At 45.8% G+C, this 14,230-nt stretch carries 15 protein-coding genes; 10 read left to right on the top strand and 5 right to left on the bottom strand.

The window, feature by feature from the left end; translation table 11 throughout:
- Positions 1 to 65: 65 nt before the first annotated feature.
- The 7 genes from gldC to Q1V85_RS20895 all read left to right on the top strand — a co-directional run bounded on the left by gldC (position 66) and on the right by Q1V85_RS20895 (position 5,498).
- The gene (gldC, locus tag Q1V85_RS20925) at positions 66 to 413 is read left to right on the top strand and encodes a gliding motility protein GldC (protein WP_300602755.1); all 348 of its coding nucleotides are present in this window, start codon (positions 66 to 68) and stop codon (positions 411 to 413) included.
- Positions 414 to 530: 117 nt separating this feature from the next.
- The gene (locus tag Q1V85_RS20920; RefSeq protein WP_300602752.1) at positions 531 to 983 is read left to right on the top strand and encodes a GatB/YqeY domain-containing protein; all 453 of its coding nucleotides are present in this window, start codon (positions 531 to 533) and stop codon (positions 981 to 983) included.
- A 7-nt stretch (positions 984 to 990) separates the two neighbouring features.
- A complete protein-coding gene (locus tag Q1V85_RS20915) occupies positions 991 to 1,506 on the top strand; it encodes a CvpA family protein (protein WP_300602749.1) in 516 nt (171 codons plus the stop codon).
- A 128-nt stretch (positions 1,507 to 1,634) separates the two neighbouring features.
- Positions 1,635 to 2,417, top strand: a complete 783-nt coding sequence (locus Q1V85_RS20910; protein WP_300602746.1) for an alpha/beta hydrolase — start codon at positions 1,635 to 1,637, stop codon at positions 2,415 to 2,417.
- Positions 2,418 to 2,449: 32 nt separating this feature from the next.
- Positions 2,450 to 3,109 (top strand): CBS domain-containing protein, encoded by a 660-nt coding sequence (locus Q1V85_RS20905; RefSeq protein WP_300602743.1) that lies wholly within the window; start codon positions 2,450 to 2,452, stop codon positions 3,107 to 3,109.
- 21 nt (positions 3,110 to 3,130) lie between these two features.
- Complete coding sequence (locus Q1V85_RS20900; RefSeq protein ID WP_300602740.1) at positions 3,131 to 4,618, top strand: POTRA domain-containing protein; 1,488 nt, start codon at positions 3,131 to 3,133, stop codon at positions 4,616 to 4,618.
- Position 4,619: 1 nt separating this feature from the next.
- Positions 4,620 to 5,498, top strand: a complete 879-nt coding sequence (locus Q1V85_RS20895; RefSeq protein WP_300602738.1) for an NAD kinase — start codon at positions 4,620 to 4,622, stop codon at positions 5,496 to 5,498.
- A gap of 471 nt (positions 5,499 to 5,969) precedes the next feature.
- On the opposite strand, the gene Q1V85_RS20890 is transcribed toward Q1V85_RS20895, so the two are convergent.
- The 5 genes from Q1V85_RS20890 to Q1V85_RS20870 all read right to left on the bottom strand — a co-directional run bounded on the left by Q1V85_RS20890 (position 5,970) and on the right by Q1V85_RS20870 (position 9,403).
- Complete coding sequence (locus Q1V85_RS20890) at positions 5,970 to 6,425, bottom strand: hypothetical protein (protein ID WP_300602735.1); 456 nt, start codon at positions 6,423 to 6,425, stop codon at positions 5,970 to 5,972.
- A 93-nt stretch (positions 6,426 to 6,518) separates the two neighbouring features.
- Positions 6,519 to 6,764: a hypothetical protein gene (locus Q1V85_RS20885; RefSeq protein WP_300602732.1), complete on the bottom strand. Its 246-nt coding sequence runs from the start codon at positions 6,762 to 6,764 to the stop codon at positions 6,519 to 6,521.
- A 36-nt stretch (positions 6,765 to 6,800) separates the two neighbouring features.
- Entirely contained in the window at positions 6,801 to 7,442 is a 642-nt protein-coding gene (locus Q1V85_RS20880; protein WP_300602729.1) for a ribonuclease HII, read from the bottom strand.
- The gene (locus Q1V85_RS20875) at positions 7,439 to 8,338 is read right to left on the bottom strand and encodes a YegS/Rv2252/BmrU family lipid kinase (protein WP_300602726.1); all 900 of its coding nucleotides are present in this window, start codon (positions 8,336 to 8,338) and stop codon (positions 7,439 to 7,441) included. The genes Q1V85_RS20880 and Q1V85_RS20875 overlap by 4 nt, the downstream gene beginning before the upstream one ends.
- 15 nt (positions 8,339 to 8,353) lie before the next feature.
- Positions 8,354 to 9,403, bottom strand: a complete 1,050-nt coding sequence (locus tag Q1V85_RS20870; RefSeq protein ID WP_300602723.1) for a beta-ketoacyl-ACP synthase III — start codon at positions 9,401 to 9,403, stop codon at positions 8,354 to 8,356.
- Positions 9,404 to 9,582: 179 nt separating this feature from the next.
- Here Q1V85_RS20870 and Q1V85_RS20865 point away from each other — a divergent pair, with 179 nt between their 5' ends.
- Genes Q1V85_RS20865 through Q1V85_RS20855 form a run of 3 tightly spaced genes read left to right on the top strand, consistent with a single transcriptional unit; the run spans position 9,583 to position 13,882 of the window.
- Positions 9,583 to 10,167, top strand: a complete 585-nt coding sequence (locus tag Q1V85_RS20865; RefSeq protein WP_300602720.1) for a sigma-70 family RNA polymerase sigma factor — start codon at positions 9,583 to 9,585, stop codon at positions 10,165 to 10,167.
- Between the two features lie 19 nt (positions 10,168 to 10,186).
- Positions 10,187 to 11,200 carry a FecR domain-containing protein gene (locus Q1V85_RS20860; RefSeq protein ID WP_300602718.1) on the top strand — a complete coding sequence of 338 codons (1,014 nt, stop codon included), beginning with the start codon at positions 10,187 to 10,189 and terminating at the stop codon, positions 11,198 to 11,200.
- Positions 11,201 to 11,206: 6 nt separating this feature from the next.
- Positions 11,207 to 13,882, top strand: a complete 2,676-nt coding sequence (locus Q1V85_RS20855; protein WP_300602715.1) for an outer membrane beta-barrel family protein — start codon at positions 11,207 to 11,209, stop codon at positions 13,880 to 13,882.
- Positions 13,883 to 14,230 lie beyond the last annotated feature (348 nt).

Raw genomic sequence — 14,230 nt, 5'->3', positions numbered from 1 at the left:
GCGGAAGGTATCCGGGGGTACCGGTTTTTAGCACCTGGGTCATTAAAGAAATAATAAAAACAGCGATGAAATCAACGATCACGATAAATGTGGAACTGGATGAAAACAAGGTTCCATCCGATATTAGCTGGAATGCCACCGCCAGCACGGCAGAAAAAGAGAAACGGGCCAAGGCGGTCATGCTGTCTTTATGGGATGGGGCAGAGCGGGCCGCCCTGCGGATAGACCTGTGGACCAAGGAAATGATGGTGGATGAAATGGCCGATTTCTTTTACCAGTCGATGATGACCATGGCCGATACCTACGGACGTGCCACCCAGTACCACGACCAGGTAAAGGAACTGAAGGACTTTGCCCAGGAATTTTATAAAAAGTTCCAGGAAAAACAACTGGAACAACAAAAAGCAACGTAAATGCGGAACGCTTAACGCTAAATGCGCAATGCAAAAGGCGGAACGCTAAAGGCTGAATGCTAAAAGCTGATAGCTGACCGCTGATAACTAAAGACTGAACACTGAAAACTCAATAACATGTCACTGGAACAAACCATTAATGAAGATATAAAGAAGGCAATGCTGGGCAAGCAGGAAGTAGCATTGCGCAGTTTAAGAGCCATTAAAGCCGCTATTTTGCTGGCTAAAACGGCGGAAGGTGCCAAAGACAGCCTGTCTGCCGATGACGAAATAAAGCTGGTGCAAAAGCTTGTAAAACAGCGTAAAGATTCGCTGGAGATCTTTGAAAAACAAAACCGGCCGGACCTGGCGCAAAAGGAAAAAGAAGAAATTGAGGTGCTGGAAAAATACCTTCCGGCGCAGCTGAGCGTGGAGGAAATAAAACCCATTATCGCCGGTTTTATTGCACAAACAGGCGCTGCTGGTCCGGCAGATATGGGCAAAGTAATGGGACTGGCCTCAAAAGAGCTGGCCGGTAAGGCAGACGGAAAGACCATTGCCGCCGTGGTAAAGGAACTGTTGGCTCAATAAGCACCGGATGATCATTGATCTTGTTTTTGCCGTGCTGGTATGCCTGGCGTTGTTGAAAGGCTACCGGAAGGGGTTGATCGTAGGGCTTTTCTCCTACCTGGCACTGGTGATCGGCCTGGCGGCGGCTATGAAATTATCTTCGGTAGTTGCCGGTAAAATCGGTACCATTGTAAAACTGTCCGACAAATGGCTGCCGGTGGTGGCCTTCCTGGTGGTACTGGTAGGGGTAATCCTGCTGGTGCGGTGGCTGGCAAAGCTGCTGCAGTTTTCGGTAGAAAAGATCATGCTGGGATGGGCCAACCGGCTGGGGGGTATGGTACTGTTTACTATGTTGTACCTGGCGGTGTTCTCAATCCTGTTATTTTATTTAAACCAACTGCATTTGCTGCCTGCAAACACGGTAAAGGATTCCGCCACCTTTGGTTTTACCCAATCCTTCGGAAAACGGGCAATGGATACCATCGGCCTCCTGATTCCGGCCTTCCGGAACCTGTTTGAGCAACTGGAGCAGTTCTTTAATTGAAAAATTAATAATTTAACTATTGTTTTGACAGTATTTTTTTTATAGAATTTAATACTTTTATATAAATTAACATTTTGATTCATTATTAAAATCAATATATTAGCAGCTATATTGCTATAAACAAAGGAATGGAATACGAAATAAAACAGCACGATAAGTTCAGGTACATTGAGGAAGGCGAGGGACAAACGCTGGTGCTGTTGCATGGTTTGTTTGGAGCTTTGAGCAATTTTGGAGATCTGATCAATTATTTTAAAAATCATGTGAAGGTTGTGGTACCCATGCTTCCGCTGCTGGAAATGGATATCCTCAACACCAGTGTAAGTGGCCTGGCCAAGTACGTGAACAAATTTATTGAAACCCGGGGCTACGAAGACGTACACCTGCTGGGTAACTCCCTGGGCGGTCATGTGGGGCTGGTATATCTTTTAAGGAACGAACCCAAAGTGGTGAAGTCACTGATCCTTACGGGCAGCTCCGGCCTTTTTGAAAACGGTATGGGCGACAGCTATCCCAAAAGAGGCGACCGGGAGTACATCCGCAAAAAAACGGAGTACACCTTTTACGACCCGGCTATGGCTACGGAGGAACTGGTAGATGAGGTGTTTGATATTACCAACAACCGGTTAAAAGTGATCAAGATCATTGCGCTGGCCAAAAGTGCCATCCGCAATAACCTGGGCGAGGAATTGAGCCGGATCACGATCCCCGCACTTTTAATATGGGGCAAAAACGACAATGTAACTCCCCCGTTTGTAGCGGAAGAGTTTAAAAAATTACTCCCAAATAGTGAGCTTCATTTTATTGATCAATGCGGCCATGCACCCATGATGGAAGTTCCGGCCGAGTTTAATAAAATTTTGCTTAATTTTCTGCAAAGACTGGGAGCTGTTGCAACAAATGTCTCCTGAGAGCTGTCTTACCCGTAAAGACAGACGGTACCATGTTAGTTAAAGATTTATCATTTGAAGCATTGCCACAACTCAAGTTGTCGGACCGCGTTTATCAGGTATTGAACCTGATGCAGGAACACCATGTTATGGACCTGGCGGTAACCAATGAAGGCAAGCTGGCGGGCCTGGTCAATGAAAACACCTTGCTGGATGTGGATGACGAGTTATTGATTAGCGAAATACCACAGCCGCTGCGCAGCTATTCCGTAAAAGAAGACGAACATTTTTTAAAAGCCTTTGCGCTGGCTACCGCCAACCATTTATCAGTGGTACCGGTGGTAGATAAGGAGAATAACTTTATCGGTGCGATCGAATCTGGCAGACTGGCCGGCTATGTAGCGGACTTTTTGCAGTTGCAGGATCCGGGGGCATTGATGGTACTGGAAATTGAGTCCAGTCAATATTCCTTTGCCGAGATCACAAAAATTGTGGAGGCCAATGATGCGCAGATCACCCAATTAAATACCCGGCCCATCCGGGAGCGGAACGCACTTGAAGTCACCATTCGGATTAATAAACTGGAGGTATCAGACATTGTAGCTAGTTTTCAGCGGTATGATTATTTTGTTAAGTACTATTTTGGAGAAGAGCTATACACCAATGAGCTAAAAGAGAATTACGAAAACCTGATGAACTACCTGAATATATAGCACCCGTAATGATCTTTTAATGTGAAAATTTTAACCCTGAAAAATAGCGTTCTCCTTCTTATCCTTATTTTATCGGGGTGCTACACAACTATATTTGCGCAGCAGGATACCATTCCTACCGGCAACAGGGAGGTCAACAAAGCCTCACCCGTTACACAAAATGATCCGGGTATTGACAGCCTGCCGCATTCCCTGGAAAAGAAATTCATCATCCGCAATATTATTTTTGACGGCAACCGGAAAACCAGGGATACTATATTGCTGCGCGAGCTGCCTTTTAAAAGAGGCGATTCTATTTTATTAAGGAATATACCCGAACTATTCGAGCTGGCAAAAACACGGATCCTGAACCTGGACCTGTTTCAAAAAGGGAATGTATCGGTATTGTTGTTTGATCCGCCCTATATCGATATACGGGTGGAGGTGATTGAAAAATGGTACTTGCTGCCCCTGCCATACTTTAAACCCATCGACCGCAACCTGAACCAATGGCTGTTTGAAAAAGGCGCCAGCACGGCCCGGATCGATTATGGTGTAAAACTGTTGTGGGATAACGTTACCGGTAATAATGATAAGCTGCGTTTTTATTTTATAACGGGTTATACCCGGCAGCTGAGCTTCGGTTACCAGCGGCCGTACATCGATAAAAGACAGAAATGGGGCATCAATGTTCAGGTAGATGTGGGCAAGAACCATGAAGTGCTGTACAATACCCTGCACGATAAACAGCAGTTTATAAAGGACTCCAGTTTTTTAAGAAACTTTTTCAACAGCAAGCTTGAATTTTCTTACCGGAAACGGATCTATACTACACATTATTTTGGTCTGGGTATGCATTCGCTCCGGTTGGGTGATACCGTATTCCGTTTAAACCCGGATGTGATCAAGCGCAGTGGCGAGCAATTAAAATATGGCGAGATCTACTACCGCATGCGGTATCAGAATGTGGATTATACCCCTTATCCTACTCAGGGCCATGCAGCAGAAATTTTCCTGTCGAAGCAGGGCTTTAACAATGACATGAACGTTTGGCAACTCAACGTAAAAAGCATTGGCTACTGGCGCCTGGGTAAGCTTTCCTATTACAGTATCGGTGCCAGCGGTACCATCAAAGTGCCGTTTAAACAACCGTATTATAACCAGCAGCTGCTGGGTTATGGCGATATGTTCCTGCGGGGTTATGAGTACTATGTGATCGACGGGGTTGCGGGTGGGTTGGTAAATGCCTCGCTGGCCACCCGGCTGACCAATTTTAGCTTTTCGCTTCCGTTTAAACGGGTGTTCCCCGTACCGGTTCCGCTGAAGATTTACAGTAAGATCTTTGGGAATGCAGGCTATGTATATAATCCGCATCCGAACCCAACCAACAAAATGCCCAACCGCCTGCTGTTTGGCGGCGGTATTGGCTTTGATATTTTCACCGTTAATAACTTCACATTGAAAGTAGAGTTCTCCTACAACCATTTAGGTGAAAACGGTATATATTTACAGAAGAAGGATATTTATTAGCATGACTATTGCCGTTTACAGCCGTGGTATCGATCAGTTACAACTGGAAGATGTAAAAACGTTTTTCCAGGAACTGCGGGCCTATGGCCTCAGCTATATCGTGTTTCGCCCGTTTTTTGATGAGATCAAAGCGGATGTGGGACTGGATGAGGCGACCCGCGTATTTGAGCACACGGCCGATCTTTCCCGGGACGTGGAATGTATTGTAAGCCTGGGCGGCGATGGTACCCTGCTGGATACGGTAGCACTGATCATGGATAAGCCCATTGCCATTATGGGCATTAACTTTGGCCGGCTGGGATTTTTATCCAGCATTGGCCGCGATAACCTGCGGCTGGCAATAAAGTCCCTCGCTTTAAGAACCTATGTAACCGAACAGCGGACACTGGTACACCTGGATGCGGACATGCCGTTGTTTGGCGACAAGCCTTTTGGGCTGAATGAATTTGCCATCCACAAAAGGGATACGGCTTCCATGCTGAAGATCCACACCTACATCAACGGGGAATTTCTGAATGTATACTGGGCCGATGGTCTGGTGGTAGCAACGCCTACCGGGTCTACCGGTTATTCGCTCAGTTGTGGTGGTCCGATCGTTTTTCCGGATTCGGGCAATTTTGTGATCACACCAGTGGCGCCGCACCACCTCAATATGCGTTCGCTGGTGGTCAACGACAACAGCATCATTTCATTTGATATCGAAAGCCGGTCGGATGATATCATCTGCGCGCTGGATTCCCGCAAGGAGATTGTTACCAAAAACGTATCGCTGGCGGTGAAAAAAGAATCCTTTACTATTGCGCTGGTGCGCCTCAGTGAAAATAACTTCCTGCATACTTTACAAACAAAACTTATCTGGGGCCTGGACCGGAGGAACTGATCTTGTTGTTGTCATCCTGAGTGTAACGCAGTGGAGCCGAAGGATCTCTGTGCATACAGGCAGTCCGACGATCGGGGGACCTTTCGGCTTCGCTATGCTGCGCTCAAGGTGACGAAAGGGTATTGTGTCATAATTAAAGTGCTTTTTTACTTATTGAAGATGATGGCGTAAAGATTTCTCGGCTACGCTCGAAATGACGATGATCATCGTCACCTCGACCGCAGCGGAGAGGTCTCTACGAGCATACCCAAGCAATGAAATGGGATTTTTACTTGTTGAAGATTTACGTAAAGATTTCTCGGCTGCGCTCGAAATGACGGCGATTATTGTCGCCCCGGTCACGGTGTCTCCCACAAGGGATGCCGGAAGCAGTAACATTGGAATAGCTCAGGGCCTTTGCGAGAGACCCTGCGGGGGAGCAAAAAAAAGCACCGGCTAATGCCAGTGCTTTTGTGAATTAATTTAAAACATTTAAGAACCCGATTCGGTACTTTCCGTTTTATCCTCCTCCTTATCTTTTTTCTTTTTCTTAAAAGGATTCGGTGGCTTGGGCGGATGTGGCGGGCGGCGGTCTTCTTTCTCTACCTTACTTTCCTTGGCCTCTGTTTTTGAATCGCCAGACTCCTTAGAAACGGTTTCTTTTTTGTCGCTCTTATCGTTCTTTGCCTCTCTCGCTTCTTTGTTCTTTACATGACGGTCGTGTTCGCCCTTCCAGTAATCGCGCTCATTGGTGCCCACTTTTTTCCAGAACTCTTTCTGCCGCTCATGGCGCTCTTCCGGCGTTTCCTTTTCTGCCTTCTTCGATTTTTTTGTATCCGATTTCGATTCTGTTTTTTTATCGTCCTTGTCGTCTGGTTTAGCACTCTGCGCATAGGAGGCACTTAAAAGGCCCATTCCTAATAGCAAAAGAAGAAAAGATTTTTTCATATATGTTTTATTTAAATAGTAAACATCCTCAAAAAATGCCACCAAAATTATTAAGAAACGAGGAATACTGTTATACCTGATTCCGGGTATATTTTATGGATGCGGCGGCAGGGGCGGACGTGGTGGCAATGGTGGCCGGGGCGGATGATGCGGACGCCGTGCCGGGCGGTAATGGGCATGCCGCTTTTTATAATACTTTTTGTGATACTGTTTTTTAGGTTTTTTGTAATGAGGCGCATGTGGCCGGGGTGGATGCGGCGGCCTCGGCGGGCGCGGCTGCGCATCGGAACTGATGAATGCAAATACCGCAATCATCATTAAAAGAAACACTTTTTTCATATATACAGATTTATTTTACAAACTGAATATCCAAAATCAATGCCATTCGTCTTCAGGAGCGGGCGGCTGACCCGGCAAAATGTTAAAACTTTTCCGGTGGTGTATGCAGATCCCGTTTTCCTCGATCGCTTTCCGGTGTGTTAACGTGCCGTATCCTTTATTGGAGACCCAGTTGTAATGAGGAAATTCTTCGTGAATTCGTTGCATGTATTCGTCGCGATAGGTTTTGGCCAGGATACTGGCAGCGGCAATATGCGCATATTTTCCATCGCCTTTAACAATACAGGTATGCGGTACTTGCCGGTAGGGAATAAAATAGTTTCCATCTACGGCAATAAAGGACGCCGTTGGATTGAGGGCGTCCAGTGCAAGGTGCATGGCCTTTTGAGAGGCCTTTAAAATATTGATGGCATCGATCTCCTCCACACTTACCTGGGCCACCGCAAAAGCAATGGCCTTTTTTTCGATATAGTAGCGCAGCTCTGTCCGGATCTCCGGCTTTAGCAGTTTACTGTCATTGAGCAGGGGATGGTGAAAACGCTTCGGAAGAATAACCGCCGCCGCAAATACCGGGCCCGCATAGCATCCCCGGCCGGCTTCATCACAGCCGGCTTCCAGCAGGTCCCGCTGAAAATTAAGCCGCAGGCGGGGCAGATCAGATAGTGCTTTCTTTGTCATTGTACCAATAGCCGGAAACAGCTTTTTTCAATTTCGATATTCAGTTTTTTCTCGGTGTTTACCGGTTCCCCGTCAATATGCATAGGGGCCTCGCTCCAGTTGCTGATACGGATGGTTTCTGTTTGAAAATAAATAATGCCCCGCTTTTTCCGTACCTCTTCAACGGTTTGTACCTTGTTCCGGCCCCCCACCTGTATGAGCGTATTATACAACATGGCCATTTTCGATTGCTCGGTAACGATCACTACATCCAGCAAACCATCGCTCAGACTGGCCTTGGGGGCGATGGTAAAATGATTGCCAAACTGGTTGCTGTTGGCAATGCTGATGAAGTAGGCCTCTGTTTCAAACCGTTTTTCGCCCAGCTTTATTTTAAAGGAATAGGGCTTGGCCCCAAAGAAATTTTTAAAAACCTGGTTCACATAGGTCATCAATCCCCGCTGCGGCTGGTTGGCAAAATCATGCGCCACTTTTGCATCAAAGCCTAAGCCACAAAGCATGCAGGCAAACTTGCCGTTTATGCGGAACCCGTCTACCGGGATGCTTTTATTTTTGAAAATAATATCCAGCGCTTTTTGCGGTGTTTTAGGGATCCCGGCTCCAAATGCCAGGCCGTTACCCGATCCGGAGGGGATGATGCCAAATTGCACCGGCAGGTGCTTCAGGCTGTCTACCACCTGGTTTACCGTGCCATCACCACCGATCACCACAACATCTGTGTATTTTTCATCAATAAGCGTATCATACAGGTACGAATAATCGCCGTTGGCCACGGAAGGAAAAAAGGCAAAAGGAATCCCTTCCCGCAAGGTTTCCCGGGCAATAATGCTGGAAACCGCGTCCTTCGATTTCGTACCCGATATCGGGTTAATGATATAACCTATTTTCCGTTTCATTCGGTGTTTTATAATCTACCATCTTAACAAGGCGCTGCCCCAGGTAAAGCCGCTGCCAAAAGCCGCCAGGCACACCAGGTCCTTTTCTTTTACCCGGCCATTTTCCCAGGCTTCACACAAAGCTAAGGGAACAGACGCGGCTGTGGTGTTTCCATATTTTTGAATATTGTTAAAAACCTGGTCATCCCGCAGCCGGAGGGTTTGCTGTACAAACTGGGAAATGCGCAGGTTGGCCTGGTGCGGAATTAAAAGCTGCAGCTCTTCCGGCTTATGCTGATTGGCGTTGAGTGCTTCCATAATGACCTCCGGCATTTTTACTACTGCCTTTTTAAATACGGCCTGTCCATCCATATGAGGATAAAAATCTTCTTTATCTAACAGCTCCGGCGTAATAAAAACGCCTCCGTATTTTTGGGGCGGAACGGGTGGCCGCCATTCCGGCCGGTGTGCGCCCGCATGAAAACCGGGATTGGGCATGCTCAGCACTTCGGCGTCCGCGCCATCGCTGTGCAGGTGGGTGCTTAAAATACCGCGTTCCGGATCCGGTGAGGGCTGTAAGATCACTGCTCCGGCCCCATCACCAAAAATAACCGATACATTACGCCCCCTGGTGGAAAAATCCATGGCATAGGAATGCACTTCCGCACCAATCAGCAGGATATTCTTATACATCCCCGTCTTTATAAACTGATCGGCCACACTGAGTCCGTATAAAAAGCCGCTGCACTGGTTGCGTACATCCAGTGCGCCTACATCTTTAAGTCCCAGTATACGTTGTACCAGCACTCCGCAGCCGGGAAAAAAGTAATCCGGGCTCAGCGTGGCAAAGATGATAAAGTCGATATCACTGACTGTTATGCCGGCCCGTTCGATGGCTATTTTCGCGGCTTCGGCTCCAATGGTAGCTGTGGTTTCCTCAAAGCGGCGTACATACCGCCGTTCCCGGATGCCGGTACGCTCCTGGATCCATTGATCGCTGGTGTCCATAAACTGTGTCAGTTCCGTATTGGTTACCACATTCTCCGGTACATAGCTCCCGATTCCGGCAATGATTGTCCGATTCATAAACAAATGCTTGTAAGCGGCAAGATAAATATTTTGACGATAAAATGTATTCTTTGCAACACCGGCAGGTGTAAAATAGCCGGTTCCTGTACCGGATAAAAAATAGTTATACAGTAAGTAATTTAGAAGAATGGGGTGTCTAATAAACAAAACCCCAGATCAATGATCAAATTTGAAGCATGCATACAGAAGAAATAAACGCTTTAATTGAGGGTCTGAAAAAGGATGATGCGCAGGCATTTGATCAGCTTTTCCGGCTGTTTTACCGGCGGCTGTTAAAATTTGCGCTGCAATTTTTGACCGTGCAGCAGGACGCGGAAGATGTCGTTTCCATTTTTTTTGTCCGTCTCTGGCAAAAGAGAAAAAATCTGCCTGTGATTCATTATCCCGAAACCTATTTCTATACGGCTGTCCGAAATACCTGTCTGAATTATAAACGAGCACATAAGCTTAGGATGATAACAGACAGCAATGACCCGGGAACGGATCATCATCCTGCGGAGTCGAAGGAGTTGCAACGGTTGCTGGAAAAAGCAGTTCAGGCGCTGCCCCTGCAGCGAAAATTGATTTTTATGCTGGTAAAGGAAGACGGGCTCAAATGCAGGGAAGTAGCGGTCATTTTAAACCTTTCCGTACGTACGGTAGAAAGCCAGTTGTACAAAGCGGTTAAAACACTGGCTGGTGAAATCAGCGGCCACCTGGGCTATGATCCACAAAAAGCAAAGATGGCCAGGAGCCTGGGGATGCTGCTTTTATTGATGTAAAAACAAAATATTTTATAAAATGGACAGGGATTTATTTCTGACCTTGTTGACGAAAAAAATAAGCCGGGAGCTTTCTGATAACGAGGCGGCATTGCTGGAAACGGCCATAACCGAAAATGCCGAATATGCACAGATCGCCGGTGCTATAACGGCGTATGAATGGCCACAGGCAGGCATTACCGATCCATTTGTGCAGGACAAACTGCGTGCTACCAGGGCACGGCTTGCACAACCCGGTATAGACGGGCCGGTGCCGGCACTGGAGCCGCTTCGTCAAAAAATGAGGTATGGATTCTTATTGAAAATTGCTGCCGTCCTGTTGGTAATGCTTGGGCTGGCTTTTTGGTTATTTAACAGTAACAACAAAGCGGCAATGGCGCCTGTTGCCGGTATGGATACGCTCCGCAGCGGAGCACAACCGTTGTATACCACACTGGAAGATGGAACCAAAGTACAATTGAGTGCATCTGCGTTTATCCTTTATAACCGTGCATTTGGCCGGAAACAGCGGCATATTATTTTACACGGCAACGCCTTTTTTGATGTGGCAAAAAATGCTGCAGTTCCCCTGGTGGTACAGGCAGGCCCGGTAAATATTACCGTTAAGGGCACTGCTTTTTACATAGATCAGAAAACGCCTCAAAATGTATCAGTGGCCTTACTGCGCGGACTGGTGGAAGTAAGTAACCGGAGCAATCTAAATGATAAAGTACTGCTAAAACCTAACCAAAAATTATCCGTTACTGAAACAACACCCAGCTCTCTGCAATTTGACATTACGGCTTTGCAGCTGCCCGGTGATACAGGTCCCGGGGCCGATACACTAAGCTTTAAAAAGGAAAAACTGGAAACACTGGTGCCTCGTCTTGCAAAAAAATACAATGCCAGCATTGAGATCCGGAATGAGCTGTTGAAAGAAAAAAGGTTCAGCGGCATGTTTACTACCGAAACACTGGAGGAGGCGCTGGAATCATTGCAGATTTCCTACCCGTTTTTAGTTAAGACAGAAAATAATGTGATTATACTAGAATAAGGATTTATGAATAAATTGTTTTTTGTGTGCCTGACCGGAATGCTGCTTTTTATTTTCGCTACCGGCGCTGCACAGGATCGGAAGCTAACGCTGAAAATCACTAATAGCCCGCTGCCACAAGTGTTGGAAGAAATACAACGTAAAGCGCGTTATAATATTTTATACAGTGATGAGGTAGTGCAGGATACTATGCGTACCCGTATTGAAGCAGTGCGCAGACCGGTTTCAGAAATATTGCAAATGATACTGCCACCCCAAAACCTGTTTTATATCCTGCGTGGTAACGATAAAATCGTAATTGGGAGTGAAACGCTGCGGAAACAGGGAGTAACCACAGCATTTGCTTATTCTGATATCTCGGGGAGGATATTGAGCGAGGAGAATGCACCGGTACCTTTTGCTACTGTTTCTGTTTTGCAGGATAAAACCACATTAATGAACACGGCAGCAGATGAGAGGGGGTATTTTCAATTACATTTTCCCTTTAAAAAAAATGCCCACTATACTGTTGAAATATCTTCGGTTGGCTATGTTTCCCAAACACAGCAATTGCATTACCCGGATACAGTGGCATTGAACAGGATCGTTCTTATAAAAGAAAAGAGCAGCCTGGCGAATATAACCGTTACCGCCCGAAGGCCATTGATTGAGCAGCAAGTAGATCGCCTGGTATTTAATGTGGAAAATTCCATAGGTGTACTGGGAGGAGATGCCTTGGATGCATTACGTATTACGCCCAGGGTTCAAATAAGAGGTGATAATATTGTTATGATTGGCAAATCCGGTTTACGGGTAATGGTAAACGACAAACTGCTTCCGCTTTCCGGCGAAGCGTTAATAAGTTACCTGAAATCCATTCCTGCAGCCAGTATCAGGAAGATAGAAGTGATCACCACTCCGCCATCAAAATACGATGCTGAAGGCAACAGCGGCCTCATTAATATTCAACTGAAAGAAGCAAAAGCGAATGCATGGAATACTACACTGCGGGGCAGTTACAGGCAGGCTAATTACCCTCAGGCGAATGCCGGGGTTAATTTTTCGTATAAGAAAAATAAAATAGCACTGCTCGCAGATCTTGGTGTTTCGCAAAGTACATCATTATATACCAATGATATTTTTTATCATTATCCCCGGGAGGTATGGCATAATGAGGTGTGGAGTAAACAAACCGGAAAAGGAATCTCCGGTATTGTAAACCTTCAATACAGTCTTACCAAAACAAAAACGATAGGCGTACAATATAATAGTTATACCGGTAAGAATATTACATACGAAGAAACCAATTCAAAGGGTGTTGCGGAAAACAATCCGGTAAAGGAATTCCGGACGGATGGCAGTACCGGATCACAGCCGCGCAGCCATTCGCTGAATCTAAACTACAACCAAAAAATAGACACACTGGGAAAAAATTTTTCTGTCGATCTGGACTACTTCGATAACCGGAATCCCCGCAACAATGCATTCGTATCCGATATGAACTTCATCCTGCAGGATAGTGTTGTGCGACAATACGTGATCAACAACAGTCTGCAGCATATTCAAAACTACTCCGGCAAAACAGATTTTTATATGCCTTATAAATGGGCTACTGTGGAATATGGAGCCAAGCTGTCTGCGACCCAAACGAATAACAATGTAAGCGCCGACTTTTTTAATGATCCGCAGAAAGCCACCGCTTATTTTTCTGAAAGAGACACGTTTCAATACCGGGAAACAACCGGGGCGTTGTATTTTTCAGCAACTAAAAAGATCAGTAGTAAAGTAGAAGCAAAGGCCGGCCTGAGGGGAGAATACACGCAAACCTTGGCGCATTCCATTACTGCAGATAGCCTGGTGCGCCGCAGCTATTTTAAACTCTTTCCTACCATTTACCTGCTGTATAAACCCGGCGGAAAAAATACCTGGTCGGCAAACTTTTCAAGGCGTATTTCCCGTCCCACATTCTGGTACCTCAATCCTTCCAGAACGTATATGAACTCCAATTCCTATGCAGAAGGCAATCCTTTTTTGCAACCCTCCTTTACCTATAATTATTCGCTGAATCACAGTTTTAACAATCTGCTGAATACGAATGTTTACTTTTCCGATACAAAGGATGGGTACAGCCAGTTTACCTATCACGATACCATAAAGGATATCCAGATATTCAGGCGTCTTAACTTTTATAATGGCTGGTCCGCAGGTGTTTATTCCTCGTTGAACAAACGGTTATTTCCCTGGTGGGAGCACAATTCCAATATCAATTTCAGCTATAATAAAACGCGCAATTTTATTCCCCAGGTAAACAAGTATTATACCGGCTATGGCGGCGGCTTTTCCACTTCCAATACATTTACATTGAATAGCGCACAAACCTTTTTTACGACGGTCTATTTTAGCTATAATGCGCCTTCAAAAAATAATTTTTACAATGTAACCGCTTCTTCCTCGCTGGACATCGGGTTCAAGTATCTGCTGGCCAAAAAGAAATGGGTACTGGGGCTTAATTTTTATGACGTTCTGAAGGACGACTATTCCATGATTCATTTTTTGGCAGATGGAATACGGCAATCTTACACGCAGTACTACGATTCGCGGGCGATGCGGCTTTCGGTCAGCTATAGTTTTGGTAATAACAAAATTTCCGTTTCTACCCGCAAAACCGGTAACCAGGAAGAAAAAAACAGATCGGGGAATTAAGGGCTGCTAAAATTGTACATCTATATATTAAAAGGAACATAATTGAAGAATCAGGACCGAAAATAATACATATTCCAGGTTATCCGGTGTTTATGCATATATAAATGCCTGTAAATAAACAGGAACAGTCTGGCTCGCCCGCAATCCGGCCGTTTTGCACCAAAAAACGAGGAGGGGACAGGTTTTAAAAGTAAAAAGAAAAACAAAATAATGTCCTGGCCAAGAGGCAATCAATAGGATTTCAACGGTTTAAGCCCGTGAACAGGGTGCTTTATCGTAGTAAAATTGCCGGAATTTATGCTATTTTTTCATTAAATCGGCCGGTGCCGGTTCAAAAAATTGTGCTGT

It is taken from the genome of Niabella sp., from assembly GCF_030150205.1.
Lineage (GTDB): Bacteria > Bacteroidota > Bacteroidia > Chitinophagales > Chitinophagaceae > Niabella.
Note: the sequence above shows the minus strand (reverse complement) of the source record. Positions and strands in the feature narration are given on the sequence as shown.

Bases quoted from the DNA above. Each gene is read 5' to 3' on its own strand.
- Q1V85_RS20880 (WP_300602729.1), bottom strand. From the start codon at position 7,442: ATGACAAAGAAAGCACTATCTGATCTGCCCCGCCTGCGGCTTAATTTT.
- Q1V85_RS20915 (WP_300602749.1), top strand. From the start codon at position 991: ATGATCATTGATCTTGTTTTTGCCGTGCTGGTATGCCTGGCGTTGTTG.
- Q1V85_RS20865 (WP_300602720.1), top strand. From the start codon at position 9,583: ATGCATACAGAAGAAATAAACGCTTTAATTGAGGGTCTGAAAAAGGAT.
- Q1V85_RS20885 (WP_300602732.1), bottom strand. From the start codon at position 6,764: ATGAAAAAAGTGTTTCTTTTAATGATGATTGCGGTATTTGCATTCATC.
- Q1V85_RS20870 (WP_300602723.1), bottom strand. From the start codon at position 9,403: ATGAATCGGACAATCATTGCCGGAATCGGGAGCTATGTACCGGAGAAT.
- Q1V85_RS20910 (WP_300602746.1), top strand. From the start codon at position 1,635: ATGGAATACGAAATAAAACAGCACGATAAGTTCAGGTACATTGAGGAA.
- Q1V85_RS20860 (WP_300602718.1), top strand. From the start codon at position 10,187: ATGGACAGGGATTTATTTCTGACCTTGTTGACGAAAAAAATAAGCCGG.
- Q1V85_RS20875 (WP_300602726.1), bottom strand. From the start codon at position 8,338: ATGAAACGGAAAATAGGTTATATCATTAACCCGATATCGGGTACGAAA.
- Q1V85_RS20895 (WP_300602738.1), top strand. From the start codon at position 4,620: ATGACTATTGCCGTTTACAGCCGTGGTATCGATCAGTTACAACTGGAA.
- Q1V85_RS20855 (WP_300602715.1), top strand. From the start codon at position 11,207: ATGAATAAATTGTTTTTTGTGTGCCTGACCGGAATGCTGCTTTTTATT.
- gldC (WP_300602755.1), top strand. From the start codon at position 66: ATGAAATCAACGATCACGATAAATGTGGAACTGGATGAAAACAAGGTT.
- Q1V85_RS20920 (WP_300602752.1), top strand. From the start codon at position 531: ATGTCACTGGAACAAACCATTAATGAAGATATAAAGAAGGCAATGCTG.
- Q1V85_RS20905 (WP_300602743.1), top strand. From the start codon at position 2,450: ATGTTAGTTAAAGATTTATCATTTGAAGCATTGCCACAACTCAAGTTG.
- Q1V85_RS20890 (WP_300602735.1), bottom strand. From the start codon at position 6,425: ATGAAAAAATCTTTTCTTCTTTTGCTATTAGGAATGGGCCTTTTAAGT.